At 63.5% G+C, this 15574-nt stretch carries 15 protein-coding genes; 6 read left to right on the top strand and 9 right to left on the bottom strand.

All coding sequences use genetic code 11. From position 1 onward, the window contains the following. The first annotated feature begins 89 nt into the window (after positions 1-89). From folE2 to OSC50_RS24820, 4 genes are read left to right on the top strand one after another with little or no spacing between them, the layout of a single operon-like run. The gene (gene folE2 / locus OSC50_RS24835; protein WP_253509824.1) at positions 90-980 is read left to right on the top strand and encodes a GTP cyclohydrolase FolE2; all 891 of its coding nucleotides are present in this window, start codon (positions 90-92) and stop codon (positions 978-980) included. Beyond that, complete coding sequence (locus OSC50_RS24830; protein WP_266245166.1) at positions 977-1645, top strand: metal ABC transporter ATP-binding protein; 669 nt, start codon at positions 977-979, stop codon at positions 1643-1645. The genes folE2 and OSC50_RS24830 overlap by 4 nt, the downstream gene beginning before the upstream one ends. After that, on the top strand, positions 1645-2511 hold the full coding sequence (locus OSC50_RS24825; protein WP_266245168.1) for a metal ABC transporter permease: 867 nt from the start codon (positions 1645-1647) through the stop codon (positions 2509-2511). Before OSC50_RS24830 ends, OSC50_RS24825 begins: the two co-directional genes overlap by 1 nt. Before the next feature lie 11 nt (positions 2512-2522). After that, entirely contained in the window at positions 2523-3401 is an 879-nt protein-coding gene (locus OSC50_RS24820; RefSeq protein ID WP_253509827.1) for a metal ABC transporter substrate-binding protein, read from the top strand. 13 nt (positions 3402-3414) lie between these two features. On the opposite strand, the gene OSC50_RS24815 is transcribed toward OSC50_RS24820, so the two are convergent. Continuing rightward, entirely contained in the window at positions 3415-3936 is a 522-nt protein-coding gene (locus OSC50_RS24815; RefSeq protein ID WP_181077602.1) for a DUF3617 domain-containing protein, read from the bottom strand. A gap of 131 nt (positions 3937-4067) precedes the next feature. Here OSC50_RS24815 and cls point away from each other — a divergent pair, with 131 nt between their 5' ends. Next, positions 4068-5507 (top strand): cardiolipin synthase, encoded by a 1440-nt coding sequence (gene cls / locus OSC50_RS24810; RefSeq protein ID WP_181077600.1) that lies wholly within the window; start codon positions 4068-4070, stop codon positions 5505-5507. Positions 5508-5569: 62 nt separating this feature from the next. On the opposite strand, the gene cfaB is transcribed toward cls, so the two are convergent. The 8 genes from cfaB to hflK (OSC50_RS24770) form a co-directional block, all read right to left on the bottom strand. After that, complete coding sequence (gene cfaB, locus OSC50_RS24805) at positions 5570-6754, bottom strand: C17 cyclopropane fatty acid synthase CfaB (RefSeq protein WP_181077598.1); 1185 nt, start codon at positions 6752-6754, stop codon at positions 5570-5572. A gap of 86 nt (positions 6755-6840) precedes the next feature. Then, complete coding sequence (locus OSC50_RS24800) at positions 6841-7629, bottom strand: HvfC/BufC N-terminal domain-containing protein (RefSeq protein WP_266245173.1); 789 nt, start codon at positions 7627-7629, stop codon at positions 6841-6843. Continuing rightward, positions 7620-8465: an MNIO family bufferin maturase gene (gene bufB / locus OSC50_RS24795; RefSeq protein ID WP_253509829.1), complete on the bottom strand. Its 846-nt coding sequence runs from the start codon at positions 8463-8465 to the stop codon at positions 7620-7622. The genes OSC50_RS24800 and bufB overlap by 10 nt, the downstream gene beginning before the upstream one ends. Positions 8466-8530: 65 nt before the next feature. Then, positions 8531-8782, bottom strand: a complete 252-nt coding sequence (bufA2, locus tag OSC50_RS24790; RefSeq protein WP_181077593.1) for a BufA2 family periplasmic bufferin-type metallophore — start codon at positions 8780-8782, stop codon at positions 8531-8533. A gap of 117 nt (positions 8783-8899) precedes the next feature. Beyond that, positions 8900-10786: a cation-translocating P-type ATPase gene (locus OSC50_RS24785; protein WP_266245176.1), complete on the bottom strand. Its 1887-nt coding sequence runs from the start codon at positions 10784-10786 to the stop codon at positions 8900-8902. Further along, a complete protein-coding gene (gene hflK, locus OSC50_RS24780) occupies positions 10783-11817 on the bottom strand; it encodes a protease modulator HflK (RefSeq protein WP_181077589.1) in 1035 nt (344 codons plus the stop codon). Before hflK (OSC50_RS24780) ends, OSC50_RS24785 begins: the two co-directional genes overlap by 4 nt. Next, positions 11814-12806, bottom strand: coding sequence for a protease modulator HflC (hflC, locus tag OSC50_RS24775; protein ID WP_181077641.1), 993 nt, complete (start codon positions 12804-12806; stop codon positions 11814-11816). The genes hflK (OSC50_RS24780) and hflC overlap by 4 nt, the downstream gene beginning before the upstream one ends. Positions 12807-12815: 9 nt before the next feature. Beyond that, positions 12816-14738, bottom strand: coding sequence for a protease modulator HflK (hflK, locus tag OSC50_RS24770; RefSeq protein ID WP_266245178.1), 1923 nt, complete (start codon positions 14736-14738; stop codon positions 12816-12818). Between the two features lie 212 nt (positions 14739-14950). Here hflK (OSC50_RS24770) and OSC50_RS24765 point away from each other — a divergent pair, with 212 nt between their 5' ends. Further along, positions 14951-15574 (top strand): CDP-alcohol phosphatidyltransferase family protein, encoded by a 624-nt coding sequence (locus tag OSC50_RS24765; protein ID WP_181077586.1) that lies wholly within the window; start codon positions 14951-14953, stop codon positions 15572-15574.

The following is a 15574-nucleotide window of genomic DNA, read 5'->3' as shown; positions in this document are numbered from 1 at the left end:
GGCTGAACAAAGGCTGGCGTACAAATTTCATCGTCGATGAGATTGTTATACTATAACATGTCTAATTATTTCCAACGATGGACCCGCTTATGAACGCGCTGACTCTGCCGGACATTGCCGCGCAGGCTTCACGCCAAGCCTTGCCACTCGACTGGGTCGGCATGTGCGGCATTGCCCTGCCCATCCTTCTTGATAACCAGCGCCTGAGCGCCACAGCCGACGCCGGCGTCAGCCTGGACGATGGCACCGCACGCGGCATCCATATGTCCCGTTTGTATTTGGCTTTGGAGATGCTTGACCAGCAGCCGCTTACGCCTGCACTTCTGCGCACTGTACTGCAGCGTTTTCTCGACAGTCATGAAGGTTTATCTAAGAACGCTTATCTGCGCCTCAACGCCGATCTGCTGCTCAAACGCCCGGCGTTGGTCAGCCCATTGGCGGGTTGGAAGAGCTATCCCGTCAGCATTGAAGCGCAGCTGAAAAACCAGATGTTCCACGTGGAACTAAAAATTGACGTGGCGTACTCCTCAACCTGCCCTTGCTCGGCTGCGCTCGCCAGGCAGTTGATTCAACAGCAATTTGTAGATGACTTCGCCAACAGGTCCTTGCAGCATGCAGAGGTGCTGACATGGCTAGGCAGCGCCAACGGCATTGTCGCCACGCCCCATAGCCAGCGCAGTAGCGCGCAGTTACACGTGCACCTGCAAGGTGAAAAGCTGCCGCTGCTGGAGCTGATCAACACGGTTGAAGCCGCCCTCGGCACTGCCGTGCAAACCGCAGTGAAACGCGCCGACGAGCAAGCCTTCGCCCTCGCCAACGGTCAGAACCTGATGTTCTGCGAAGACGCCGCTCGCCGCGTAAACCTCGCCTTGAAACGCTCGGACGCAATCAACGCCTTTCACCTCAAAGTGATCCACGCCGAAAGCCTGCACGCGCACGATGCCGTGGCTGAAAGCCGCTGGACGAGACACTCTGCATGATCACCTGCACCGCTTTACGCTGGGGCGCTCCCGGCCAACCGCTGACGCCACCTGTAGATTTCAACCTGGAAAAAGGCAGCCTCACCGGCGTGATCGGCGCCAATGGCACCGGCAAAAGCAGCCTGCTCAAGGTGATTGCCGGCCTGCAAAGGCCGCTGGCCGGTAAGGTCAGCGTGAACGTGCCGCGACGTGGCGGCCTGGCGTTCCTGCCGCAGCAACAGCACTTGGACCGCCAGTTTCCCATCAGCCTGCAGGAACTGGTCGCCGCCGGTTTCTGGGGCGTGCAACTCAGCCCGCAACGGCGCAGCCAGCGCCTGCAAGCCGTGCTTGAAGACTGGTGCCTCAGCGGCCTGGAACAGCGCCCGTTAATGGCCTTGTCCGGCGGCCAGTTGCAGCGCGCGTTGTTGGCCCGCATGAGCTTGTCGGAGTCGCCGGTGCTGCTGCTCGACGAACCCCACGCCGCTCTTGATGAAGAGGGCCAGGCGCTGTGCTGGAAACACATCCACGCCTGGCACGCGTCGGGCCGCACCTTGGTGGTGGTCTGCCATGACCTGGCATCCGTGCGCCATCACACTCAAAACGTGTTGCAGATCAAAAGCACCGGCTGCTTGTTGGGCTCGAGCAAAGAGCTCATCCGACCCCAGCCCCAGATGCAGGTGGCCTGATGCACTTCGCCGCCCACTTGTGGATGCCCTTCCTCGACTTCGTGTTTATGCGCCGCGCACTGATTGGCGGGCTGGTGCTGGCGTGCAGCACCGCGCCGCTGGGCGTATTCCTGATTCTGCGGCGCATGAGCCTGATCGGCGACGCCGTGGCCCACGGCATCCTGCCCGGCGCCGCCCTGGGGTTCTGGTTCGCCGGTTTGAGCCTGCCGGCGCTGACCCTCGGCGGGCTCGGTGCCGGCCTGGGCATGGCCGGGCTGTCGGCGTGGATCACCCGCCGCACTGGCCTGCGCGAGGACGCCAGCCTCGCCGCCATCTACCCCATTTCCCTCGCCGCCGGGGTGCTGATCCTCGGCATCGCCGGTAAACGCCTGGACCTGTTGCACCTGCTGTTCGGCTCCGCCCTGGCCGTGGATGAAACCACCCTCACCGGTATGTTGTGGGTGTCCGGGTTCAGCCTGATCGCCATGGCGCTGATCTACAAACCGCTGCTGCTGGACACCCTCGACCCATTGTTCCTGCAAACCGTCAGCCGCCTCGGTCCCTTGGCTCATGGGCTGTTTTTGACCCTGGTGGTGCTGAACCTGGTGATCGGTTTCCAAGCCATCGGCGCGCTGATGGTGGTGGGGTTGATGATGCTGCCGGCCATCGCGTCACGGTTCTGGAGCCGACGCCTGCCGGTGTTGATCGCTGTATCGGCAGTGCTGGGATGCCTGTCGGTGTGGCTTGGCTTATTGCTGTCGTTCTACTACTCGCTGCCCAGCGGCCCTGCAATCGTGCTGGTGGCGGGTGCCGGGTACTTATTGTCTGTGGTCTTCGGTCCGGTGCACGGTGTGCTGCGCCGCCCGCCCTTGCTGTCATCCCAATGAGGTGTTTGCCGATGCGCGCTCTACTCGTGCTGTTCAGTTTGTTGCTACCGCTGTCGATGGCCCAGGCCGCCGACAAACTCCAAGTCGTCACCAGTTTCAGTATTCTCGATGACATCACCCACCAGATCGGTGGCGACCACATCCAGATCAGCAACATGGTCGGCCCCGATGCCGATGCCCATACCTACGAGCCCACCCCGGACGATGCCAAGGCGCTGCTTAAAGCCAGGCTGATCATCAAGAACGGCCTGGGCTTCGAGCCGTGGCTGGACCGCCTGGTGGCGAGTACCGAAACCCGGGCCACCGTGGTCACCGCCAGCAAAGGCGTGATCTCTCACACCATGGAAGAGGACGGCGAAACCATCCCCGACCCGCACGCCTGGCACAACCTGGCCAACGCCGAAATCTATGTGAACAACATCACCAAGGCCCTGATAGCGGCCGACCCGGCCAACCAAGCCGATTACCAGCGCAACAGCCAAGCCTATCTGAAACAAATCTACCGCCTGCTGGCCGACGCCAAAACCAGGTTCGGCGCCCTGCCGCCGGGCAATCGCCGCATCGTCACCTCCCATGATGCCTTCGGTTACCTGGGCCAGGCCTATGGCATTCAGTTCCTCGCCCCCCAAGGTTTGTCCACCGAGCGGGAGCCTTCGGCAGCCGAAGTCGCCGCGCTAATTACGCAGATTCGCAAGGACAAGGTCAAAGCGGTGTTTATGGAGAACATCAAGGACGCGCGTCTGCTCAAGCAGATCGCCGACGAAAGCGGCGCGCAGATCGGCGGGACGCTGTACTCCGACGCCCTCGCCGCCGAAGGCCCGGCCAGTACCTTTATCGGTCTGTTCGAATACAACCTCAACACCCTGTGCAACACGTTGGGCAAGCCATGATCCGCAAGCCCCTTCAGGCGCGCGGCTTGACGGTACCGCAGTTGTTGCCCAGCCACTGAGCATGACTGTCCAGACTGCCCTTCTGCTGCACGCCCGTGGCGTTGAAGGTGCCGTTGACGGTGGTGGTGAATTCTTTCTGGCTCTGGAAAGTCGCCACGCCCGTGCCCTGGGCCTTCGGGCAACTGAAGCGGAATTTCCACTGGTTGCCGGTCTTGTCGGTCACTTCCTGGCGGCAGCCCGACTGCGGGTCGGTCAAGGGGATCGAATCGGACGCCACCTGCGCCGGGGTCAGGCATACCTGCACGCCTTTACCGGCCATGGTAATGCCCTGTTTTTCCAGCATGGCGCGCTGCTCCGGGGTCATCTGTTGCTTGAGCTGGCCGAGGATCAGCGACAGGTCCGGCAACTCCTGGTTATCGACTTTCATATTGCTGGTGGTCACTTCCCACAAGCCCGGCGCCAGCATCTGGGCCTGCGCCGCCAGGGGCAACGACAAACCAACAACCATGGTCATACACAGCAGACGAGCATTCATCGGGTAACTCCTGGGTAAAGGTGGAGCGTTAGACGCCGCAAAACAGCCAGTGTTGCACGGCAAATAAAATAGCGACATTCGTGACCGAACATGGTCTGTTAGGCACTGGATTGCCTGGAGTAACGTCGTCCATGGATTTTTTTGGCCCGCACCTGCTGGCGTACTTTATCGCCACCCTGCACTTCTTCGGCACCCTCGCCGCGATCCATGCGGTGCTGACCGTGCGGACCGCCCAAGGCTCCATCGCCTGGGCCTTGTCACTGATGTTTATGCCGTACCTGACCCTGATCCCTTACCTGATTTTCGGCCGCAGCACCTTCGATGCGTATATCCACGCGCGCCGCCAGGCCAACCAGGAAATGCACAGCGCCATCGCCGCGCTCAATTGGCGCCCGTGGGTCGAAGAGGCCCTGGCCGCACGCCACTCCAGTGCCTACGCCTCGTTGCGCGCCATGCCCAAGCTGGGCCGCATGCCGTGCCTGGCCAACAACCAAGTGCAGTTGCTGGTCAATGGCGAGGCCACCTTCAGCGCGATCTTCGAGGCCATTCGCAACGCCAGAACGGCCGTGCTATTCCAGTTTTTCATCATTCATGACGACGAACTCGGCCGGCAATTACACGCGCTATTGAAGGAGAAAGCCGCACAGGGCGTGGCCATTCACGTGCTGTACGACCGCATCGGCAGTCACGCCCTGCCCCATCACTACGTGCAATCACTGCGTGACGCGGGTGTACAGATCAAAGCCTTCGCCACCCGCAGCGGTTGGCTCAACCGCTTCCAGGTCAACTTCCGTAACCATCGCAAGATCGTGGTGGTGGACGGCATCACGGGGTTTGTCGGTGGGCACAACGTGGGGGACGAATACCTGGGCAAGAAGCCGCCGCTGGCACCGTGGCGCGACACCCATGTGCAAGTGACCGGTCCGGTAGTGGCGTGCCTGCAGGAGTCATTTGCCGAAGACTGGTTCTGGGCTGCACGGGAACTGCCGCCGCTGATCCTGCCGGACGCCTACCCCGAAGACGGCGTGCTTTGTCAGCTGCTGGCCAGCGGGCCGGCCGACGCGTATGAAACCTGCTCGCTGTTCTTCGTCGAAGCGATTCACGCCGCCGCCGAACGCGTGTGGATCACCAGCCCGTATTTCATTCCCGATGAAGCGGTGTTCGCTGCCCTGCGTCTGGCGGTGTTGCGCGGCGTCGATGTGCGCCTGCTGCTGCCATCGCGCCCCGACCATCGCATCGTCTACGCCGCCTCCAGCCTGTACGCCATCGAAGCCGTGCGCGCCGGCGTGCGAGTGTTCCGCTACACCCCCGGCTTTCTGCATCAGAAAGTGGTGCTGGTGGACGGCGAAATCAGCGCCATCGGCAGTGCGAACATGGACAACCGTTCGTTCCGCCTGAATTTTGAAGTGATGCTGCTGACGGTCGACGAAGCCTTCGCCCAGCAGGTGGAGCACATGTTGCTCAACGACTTTGCCCAAGCCCATGAGGTCAGCCAGGAAGAAAGCCTCGAAACCCGCCGGTTGCAACACCTGGGGATGCGCATTGCGCGCTTGATCTCACCGATTCTCTAACAGCCAACACGGTAGAAAAACTGTGGGAGGGGCTTGCCCCCTCCCACATCTGCCCCCCTGGTTCAGCGGTAGATATCTTCCCGCGTCCACGGCAGTTCATGGCTGCCGTCGGCATGAGGTTTGACCGCCAGGATCTGGTGCAGGTTGATCCAGCCCCGCGCGAACGCATAGGCACAGCCCGCCAGGTACAGCCGCCAGATGCGCAATGCCTGCTCCGGCACCATCCTGGACGCCGCATCCAGGTTGTCTTCAAGGCGCTCGCTCCAGTGGTCCAGCGTGCGCGCGTAATGCAGGCGCAGGCTTTCGACGTCGACCACCTCCAGCCCCACTTCACTGAGCTCGGCGGTCATCATTGCCAGGTGCGGCAGTTCGCCATTGGGAAACACGTAGCGCTCGATAAACTCACCCGCACCACGCCCAACCGGGCGGCCGTCGGTATGTTTGGCCGTGATGCCGTGGTTCATCACCAGGCCACCTTCGCGCACAGCGCCGAACAAGGTCTTGCAGTACTGCGCCAGGTTGGCGTGGCCGACGTGTTCGAACATGCCTACGCTGACCACTTTGTCGAAGCGGCCATCCTGGGGCAGGTCGCGGTAGTCGAGCAGTTGCAGGTCGATCTGATCCTGCAGGCCCTCGGCCTCGACCCGCTCCCTGGCCAGTTGCAGTTGCTCCTTGCTCAAGGTAATGCCGAACACCTTGACCCCGAACTCCCGCGCCGCGTAACGCGCCAGTCCGCCCCAGCCGCAACCGACATCCAGCAGGTACTCGCCCGGCTGTAACCGCAGCTTGCGGCACAGGTGGCGGAATTTGTCCTGCTGGGCCTGGTCGATGGATTCGCTGCCGGTTTCGAAATAACCGCAGGAGTACGCCATGTCCTGATCCAGCCACAGCTGGTAGAAGGCATTGGACAGGTCGTAATGGTAGGAAATGGCCGCCGCGTCCGTGGCCTTGTCGTGAATCGAGCGCACCGGACGACTGCCTTCGTCGTCATCCACCAGCGCGTGACTTAACTCGTCGCACACCCGGATCACTTCGGTGATGGAGCCCTCAAGCTCCAATTTGCCCACCACAAAGGCTTCGCCCAAGGTGTCGAGCGTGGGATGGGAAAGCTGAGGCACGACCGTGGGGTCCTTGACCACGATGGTGACGCTGGGCTCGGGGCCCAAGTTGAATTCATGGCCATCCCAGAGTCGAAGACGCAGCGGCAGCTGAAGATTCTGTAAGGCCGGTGGAAGTTGCGCGAGCATGAGTAGTCCCCCCTTGTTTCAGACGTCTGCTGTGAGGGTAGACCATCCCAAGACGAGTAGGAGGCTATCGATTCCATCGAGCACGACTATGGGTCTCGACGCTGCAGCAACCCTTCCTGGACCCACTGTTTCAGCCACGTAACAGCCTGCAGCGGGGCACCCTCTGCATAAGTGACTTCCAGTTCGGCGCACAGTTCGCCAAAGCACCAACCGGTCGTCACCATGCCGGCCAGGGCGCAGGCTTGCGCAACATCCAGGCTGCGATAGCGGCATACCTGTTCGTGGCGCCAGACCAGGCAAATCTGCGCAGGGTCCATGGCCTGGCTGCCGGGGAAAGTCGTCTCGTCCTTGCTGGCGCGCCAGATTGCCACCGAGTTGAAATGACACAACAGCTGTTGCACAGACGGAACCAGCGCCACGCGCAAGCCAGGCCAAGCCTCAGGCGCCAGCCCGGCCAACTCCGCGAGGCTCAGCGGTTCGCCCTCAGGCGCATCGAACGCCAGGGTAAAGGCCCACTCCAACCGCGCCAGTTCGGCCAGTGGCGCGCTGTGCTGCGGCACCAGGTGCTCCAGGATAAACGCGGCGAACCGCGCGCCGAGCCAACGCAGGCTGTAATGCGCGGACGGGTAGCGGCGCACATAGGCGTCGGCCAGTGCGGCGAATTCGTCATCCCCCAGCCAGTAACGAATGGCGCTGAAGTCATGCCGCAGCACTTCCTGCAACCGAGCACGGTAGGCGTTGTGATAAATCGCCAGGCCCGTATCCACATCCAGGGTCGGCCCGCCGCGCAACGTGGCGGCAAACCCAGGCTCAAGCGCCGAGTTATCAGCCAGCAGGTGCTGCTCGAACGCCAACTGCCAATCGATCAGGCGCATAGGGCTCTCCTGGCCAGGGCCGATGCTCCCAGCTCACGGGCCTTATCCAACTCGTCGAGCAACTCATGAAAGGGTGGGAAACGGTCATCGCGTTCCAGTAACGTCGATACCGGCCCGATGTGTTCCAGCGTCTGTTGATACAGCGCCCACACGGGGTCGCACACCGGATGATCATGGGTATCGACCACATAGTCGCCATAGTCCAGGTGCCCGGCCAAATGCAGTTGGCGAATGCTCTGCGGCGGCAGGTTGCGGATGAAGGTCCAGGCGTCGAAACCATGATTACGCGCACTGACGTAAACGTTGTTCACGTCCAGCAATAACTGGCACCCCGACAAATGGGCCAGGGCGTTGAGGAACTCCCACTCGGTGAACTCGTCCGATCGGGCGCGCACGTAACTGGAGACATTTTCCAGCACCAGCGGCCGTTGCAGAATGTCCTGCACCTGACGAACGCGGCCAGCCACGTGGTAAAGGCTTTCTTCGGTGTAGGGTAAAGGCAGCAGGTCATGCAACTGGTGCGCGTTGCCGCGGCTCCAGCACAGGTGATCGGACACCCACGCCGGCTGGATGCGCTCGGCGAGCTGTTTAATCTGCTTCAGGTAATCGAGATCGAGGGCATGAGGCCCGCCGATCGACAGCGATACGCCGTGCATCACCACTGGGTAGCGCTCGGCAATCGCGTCCAGGTAATACAAGGCTTTGCCGCCCTGGACCAGGTAATTTTCGGAAATCACTTCGAACCAATCCACCGCAGGCGATTGCTCAAGGATCTGTTCGTAATATTCGTTGCGTAACCCCAGGCCGTAGCCCAGGAAAGGAAGCGAGGTGGCCATCGTGGACTCCAGGAAAAGTGTCCGCAGCGGTCGCAAAACACGCTGCGGTAACACCCGGCTTGCGCTTATTCGCCGACTTTGCCGCCAGCCTTATCGCATTCAGCCTTGGTCATGGTCTTGAAACCGTGGCCCTTGCAGACAGCCTGGCCCTTGCAGGCGTTTTCCGCTGTCTTGCAGTCGTTCATGCCTTTGCAGGCAGTGACGCCGTAGCAATGAACCGGCGCGTCAGCCGCTTGTGCCTGGGTGGCAACACCGGCAAACAGGGAAGCGGCAGCGATAGCCAGGGCAGCGCCGGAAACGGCTTGTTTGATATTCATGGGGTCATCCTCATTGTTCAGTCGTGGCGTCGGCCGGGCAGAGTGCTCGGTCCTGACACGCCACTAGAGTGAGGCTCCCCATCGGCGTTACAGCCGCTCGCATTTTTTCCTGAAAATTTATTCTTCCGGTTTCAGCAACGGCTCCTGAAACCGCAGCAAGCGCCCGGCATTGCCCAGTACCAATAATGTGCTGAGGTTATGCAACAGCGCCGCAATCATTGCCCCCGCTGCGCCCAACCAGCCGAAGGCCGCGAACGCGACGATGGCCAGCGTCCAGCCCAGGCCGATGATCACATTGACCTGCAGCGTCTGCCGGCACTGGCGACTCAAGCGCACACAGGTGCCCAAGCGACGCAGATCGCTGCCGATCAGTACCACGTCCGCCGAGGCCAGTGCGATATCCGCCCCGCCTGCGCCCATGGCCACGCCGACCACGCCGGCCTTGAGTGCCAGGCTGTCGTTGATGCCATCACCCACCACCATCGGCCGGAAGCCGCTATCGATCTCGGCCAGCACGCGGTTGAGCTTGTCCTCCGGCAGCGCCTGGGCGGCGACATCGCTGATGCCCACTTCCAGCGCCAGGCTGTCAGCGACACTCTGGCGGTCGCCGGTGAGCAGCAATTGACGCCCAAGGCCCAGCTCGCGCAGCTCTTGCAGGGCCTGGCGGGCCTCCGGTTTGATGCTGTCGGCCAGTAGCAGCCAGGCGAGGAATTGCCCGTTCAGCGCCAGCCCGGCGATCGGCCCGTCATGGGTCGGCACGGCACTGGTCACGATGCCCAATTGCTCGAACAACTCAGGGCGCCCCAAGGCCGCTTCGCCCTCCTCGGTCTGTGCCACTACCCCAAGGCCCTGGCGTTCGCGGATGTCGGTCAACACCCACATCTGTTCCTGCGTCGCCAACCCCGCCAACGCCCGGCTGACCGGGTGGCTGCTGGCCGAGCCCAGGCTGGCTGCCAAATTCAGCAACACTTGCCGATCAGGCGCAGTGGTTTCGATGGATTGCAGGTGCAGGGTGCCAAAGGTCAGGGTGCCGGTCTTGTCGACCACCAGGGACGTCAGGTCCGCCAACTCCTCTAGAAATGCCGAGCTGCGAATCAAAATCCCATGGCGCGCCGCCACGGCAATCCCGGCAATCGCCGTGGCCGGCGCCGACAACACCAACGCGCACGGGCACGCCGCCACCAGCACGGCGAGCATCGCCTGGGCGTCGTTGGTCACAAACCAGGTAACGGCCGCCAACAGCAGCACCAGCACCATGTAACTGCCCGCATAGCGCTCCAGCAGCCGCGTGATCGGCGGCTTGGAGCGTTCCGCGTTCTGCATCAATGCAATGACTTTGCCCAAGGTCGACTCATGACCGGTACGCGTCACTTCAAGACGCAACAAGCCATCTAGATTGATCGCCCCGCCGAACACCTGCACACCGGCGCTGACCTCCAGTGGCACCGATTCACCAGTGATCGGCGCCGTGTCCAGGCTGGCCTGGCCCGACAGCACCACGCCATCGGCCGGTACCCGGTCACCGGCGCGCACTTCGACGATATCGCCGGTGTTCAGTGTGCCGTTGTCCACTTCCTGAACGCTGCCGTCGGCCTGCACAAGGCGCGCGTGGCTGCGGGTCAGTTTGCCCAGGGCATGGATCGCTTCCTGAGAGCCGATCACACTGCGCTCCTCCAGCACATGGCCGAAGATCATGATGATCGGCAGCAACGCAGCGGTCAGCAGGTCGCCGGTGGCCCAGGCGCCGAGCATGGCCAGGGCGATCAGTTGGTCGGTGATGCCATGCAGGCTGGGAAAACGCAGGCTGTACCAGGCCGAACGCATCACCGGCACCGCCACCAGCAGCGAGGCGACGCCCAGCAGCAGTTGGCTCACACCACTCTGGTCCGGCGCCAGCCAGCGCCACACCAGCCCCAGTACCAACAAGCCCAGGGCCAGCATCGCCAGGGTCAACTGCCGGGCTGCGCTGCGCTGCTCGGCGGAGGTCAGCATCGCTGCGCTCATTGTTCGGCTCCCTGAATGATCAAGCGGGCGTCGTCTTTGGGGTCCACCGTGGTCACGGACCCGGCCTGGCCGAGCACCTTCGGCAAACGCTCGCGGTACAGGCGCAACAGCAGGCCCGGGTCTTTCACCTGCGCCAGGCTGGTCACCGTAGCGGTCTGCGCCTGGGCATTGGCCAGGCGTTCGCTGGCTTGGGCGTGCGCCACTTGCACCAGCCGGTCGGCCTGCTGGGTGGCGGCCTGGGTGAGTTTTTCAGCCTCGGTTCGCGCGTTGGCCACGGCTTTATCAGCCTGCTGGCTGGCAGTGAGCACCGCATTGAACGCATTCACCGCCGGCCCCGGCAGGCTCGATTGCACATCCACACGGGTGGCTTCGATGCCCAGGCCCAGCCCGCTGGCGGTCAACTCGGCCAAGCGTTTATTGATGCCTTGCACCAAGTCGCCGCGCAGGCGCTCGCGGCGTTCGGCGGCGCCGTTGTCGCTGCCGATCAGTTCCGGGCGGGCCACCAGGATCGTGTCCAGGTCTCGCGCCGCCGTCAGTGCCACCGCGCTGCGGGTCACCAGGCGATCCAGCGCCGGCAGCACATGGTCGCCCTGCAGCACAAAGGCATAGGGCTCGGTGACTTTGTAGAACACCCGCACATCCAGTTGCACCACGCCGGCATCACCGGTCAGCAGGTACCCGGAACCGGCCAGGGCGTCGCTGAGCGGCGTGGCGAAACTGGCCACCCGGTCGGCCTGGATCGCCGCGTCCGAGCGCAGCAGGCCTTCCACCCGGCGCTCGAGCACACGGTCCGCCGCCGGCAGCAACACCACCTGCTCGAACGGCTGCGGCCAGGCCAGCAACAGCCCGGCATTCTGGACGCGGTCCAGCGCGCCGAAGTGCAATACCACGGCGCGGTTCTGCGGGTCGATCTGGCGCACATTGGAAAACGCCCACGCCAACGCCGCCAGCACCGTCACCGCGTACAGCGCCATGAAGGTCAAGCGCCCGGCCTGGATCCAGGGGCTGTCCGGGCTGTCACGCTCGGTCATGGTTGAACATCCTTGGGCCCGTCCACCAGCGCGCGAAACGGCGCGGCATCGGTGCGCAGGATGATCTTGGTGCCTGGCGTGACTACCGTGCCCAGGGTGTCGAGCGAGCGCAGCAGGTTATACAGCTGCGGATTGCTGGCGTAGGCGCGTCCGTAAATCTGCGCCGCCTCGACCCGCGACTGCGCTTCGATATCGGCGGCCTTGACCGTGGCGTCCGCCTGCACGATCCGCGCGTCACGCTCGGCGGCCGAACGGATCTGCGCCGCTTCGCGCTTGCCCACGGCGGTGCGTTCGGTGGCGATGGTTTCCCGCTCGGCGCGCATGCGGTCGACGGTGGCGGTAAGGGTCACCGACGGCAAGGTCAGCCGTTCGACCCCGACCTGCGCGACGCGCACGCCGTAAGTGGCGAGCAATTGTTGATCGATCTGCTGACGCAACTGCGCCTCGAAGTCGGCGATACGCACCTGGCCGGCGTCGGTATTGACCAGGCTGGACAGGTCGAAGCTGGCGGCGGTGGTTTCCAGCGCCGAGCCGACAAACGTACGAATCTGCCGCGCCGCCTCATCCGGCTGGTTCTGCACCGCGCGCATAAAGCGCTGCACATGCTCGGCGTCGCCCTGCACCTGCCAGGCCACGTAGGCCTGCACGATGATGCGCAGGCCGTCGCGCGTGCCCACATCCTGCAAACCGCTGGAAGTGGTGCGCAGGCGCAGGTCTACCGGGATCGCTGCTTCGAACGGCGCCGGCCAGCGCCAGCCCAGGCCCGGTTCCAGCAACACCCGCGACGGGTTGCCGAACCGGGTGATCACCGTGGCCTCGCCGGAACGCACCTGCACCAGGCTCGCCGCCGCCAGTGCAAACAGCACCAGCAACACGGCCCAGCCCATACGCCGCCAAGGGAACGGGCCGCCGGCGTGCTCCTCGTCATGATGATGGTGGTGATGATGGCCGTGGTGATGACCGTGATCGTGAGAATGAGCGCTCAACAGACAGACTCCTTATTGCACGGCTTTACGCGGCGCCATGGGGTCGGCCGGCAAAGTGAAAGAACGCAGATCGATGGTCGGCGCGCCATCGGCGCCCAGACGGTGATCCAAAATGAGCAGCTTGGCGTGGGCCAGGCCCTGACTGAGCTGGCTGAAATACTGCTCCAGCACAAATGCCCGGCCCGCCGTGGCGTAAGCCTTCTGTTCGGCCGTGAAACGCAGGTCGGCAGCCTGTGCCCCGGCATTCACTTCACGGGCGCTGGCTTGGGCCTGGTCGCGAGCGCTGCTGGCGCGCAGCAGGGCCTGGTTGGTCTGCTCGCTGGCGGCGCCACGTTCGCGGGCGATCAGGGCCTGGGCGCCGATCTGTGCGGCTTGCACGGCGTGATAAGCATTGGCGGCGCCGGCCGGTGGGTGGATGGCTTCCACCACCGTGGCGAGAATTTCTACTCCGCTGTCCAGGCGCTGCAAATCTGCCTGCACGGCACGGCCAATTTCATCCGCCAGGCGGGTGCGCTGCTCACCGAGCAATTCGTCGAGGGTGCGCGAGGCAAAATCGTGCACGAGGATACGGCTGGCGGTGCTGCGGATCAGCATCGGCACGTCCGCGCTGTTGTAGGTGGCGGCGAGCGCGGCCTGATCGCTGAGGCCGATGCGGTAGACGAAACGCACGTCCATATTGACGATTTGGAAGCCCTGAGTGCCGCCACGGCGGCTGGCGATGACCTGGGATTTGTCGTTCACATGGCTGGCGTCCCACAGGCGATTGGCGATCAGCGGCGGCGGGCCTTCGGCGGGCGCCAGCGCCGGAGCCGCGGCGTCGCTGGCACTGGTCGCCAGCTCATGCACCACGCCGTTTTCCACTGGCAACACACGCCCTAATGGCCAGGGCAACCCGGTGTGCAGCCCGGGGCCGAACACCTCGACCGGTTTACCGAAGCGCTCATAAATCCCACGGCCTTGCAGCGGGACTTCATGCACGCCGGTCAGCGCCCAGCCGATCGCCAGAACCACCACCAGCACCGGCAAAAACGCCCGGCGCATGTAGGTAAACGCCCAGATCTGGCGCAGATCGATACCGAAGCGATTGTGCAATTCATGCTGCAACGCCAGCAACGGGCGCGGCGGCCAACGCAGCAGGCCGGCGATAAAGCTCTGCGCCATCAGGCGCGGCTCCCGCCGTGGCTGGCGCGGGCTGAACAGCGACAGCACGGCCCTGAACAAGAACTCCAGCGCCACCAGCGCCGGCAACAACCCCACGAGGGTCGCCAGACGCAGCGGCCATACCGATGCCTCACCGGCGAACAACAGGCAAACCGCGCTGACCACCAGGCAACTGATCGCCACCCGGCTCAACTGTGCCAACTGCGCGGCTTCGGGCCATTGTGCGGCGGTTTCCTGGGCCAGCCGACGCTCGAACACCAGCACGCCAAACGCCAGGGCCAACGCCAACGCGGCGCCGATGCTGGCGGACTGGCCGACTTGGGCGGCCGGTAACGCCAGGTTCCAAAACTCCGCGACGCTGATCAGCGCCAGCAGAGACCAGCCGCACAGCCACAACACCGGCGTACCGACCTGGGCCAGCAGCCCAGTGCCGAAACGCTCCAGCAACCGTGCAGACCAGCCGCTGGCCGCCCCGCCGGGTTCGACCGACTCAACGGTCGGCTCCAGCGCCTGCGCGCGCCAATCCGCCACCCACCACGCTGATTGCAACCCCGCCACCAGCACCAGCAACGCCGAGGCGCAATTGATCAGCACCACCGGCCAGATCGACAGCGGCGCAAACAGCGCGACAAACAACGCCAGCACCCAGCCGATCACCGCCAGCACCGTCAGGCTGATACCGGCCTGACGCAACCGCCGGGCATGGAACAGCCCCTGCTGAAAACGCGGGAGGCCCTCTACCGAAGCGCCGTCAGCTTCTAGATCCACTTGCATCCCAACACGCCCGCTCGTACACAATTCGTTACGATATAACACACAGCGTGAAATTTTTGTTCGGTAACCCCTGCTTCAAACATTGCCCACGCTTGACCTTCATTGCCGTCAGGAGCGTGATTAACCCCCCATAAACACACGCTATCGCTGGTGCAGGCCCGGAATAATCGGCACACTCCAGCGGGCTCACGGACAAGGAAGCGTCATCCCCCATGATTTCGATCTATCAGCTCAAACCGCGGTTTCAAAACCTGCTGCGTCCCCTCGTGCAGCGCCTCTACGACAACGGCACCACCGCCAACCAGATCACCGTGCTGGCCGGCATTATTTCGCTGCTCGTCGGCCTGTTGATTGCTGGCTTTGCCCAACACTTGTGGCTGTTTGCGCTGATCCCGGTGTGGATGATCCTGCGCATGGCGCTCAATGCCATCGACGGCATGCTCGCGCGCGAATTCGGCCAGCAATCGCGCCTGGGTGCGTACCTGAATGAGCTGTGCGACGTCATCGCCGACAGCGCCCTGATCCTGCCATTTGCGCTGATCCCCGGCGTCAGCCTGGCGGCGGTGCTGCTGGTGGCGTTACTGGCGGTGTTCAGCGAATACGCTGGCGTGCTCGGGCCGATGGTCGGTGCATCGCGCCGTTACGATGGGCCGATGGGCAAAAGCGACCGGGCCTTCGTACTCGGCGTGCTGGCCACCGGCGTGGCGCTCGGCTGGCTGGGCAGCGGTTGGGTCGACACGCTGATGTGGCTGGTCGCCGCACTGCTGGCCTACACCCTGGTCAACCGCGTGCGCCAAGGCCTCAAAGAAGCTCAAACCACCTCCCCTTCTGCATAA

The sequence above is a fragment of the Pseudomonas quebecensis genome, from assembly GCF_026410085.1.
In the GTDB taxonomy this organism is placed as follows: Bacteria; Pseudomonadota; Gammaproteobacteria; order Pseudomonadales; family Pseudomonadaceae; genus Aquipseudomonas; species Aquipseudomonas quebecensis.
This window is presented reverse-complemented; position numbering and strand designations above follow the sequence as displayed.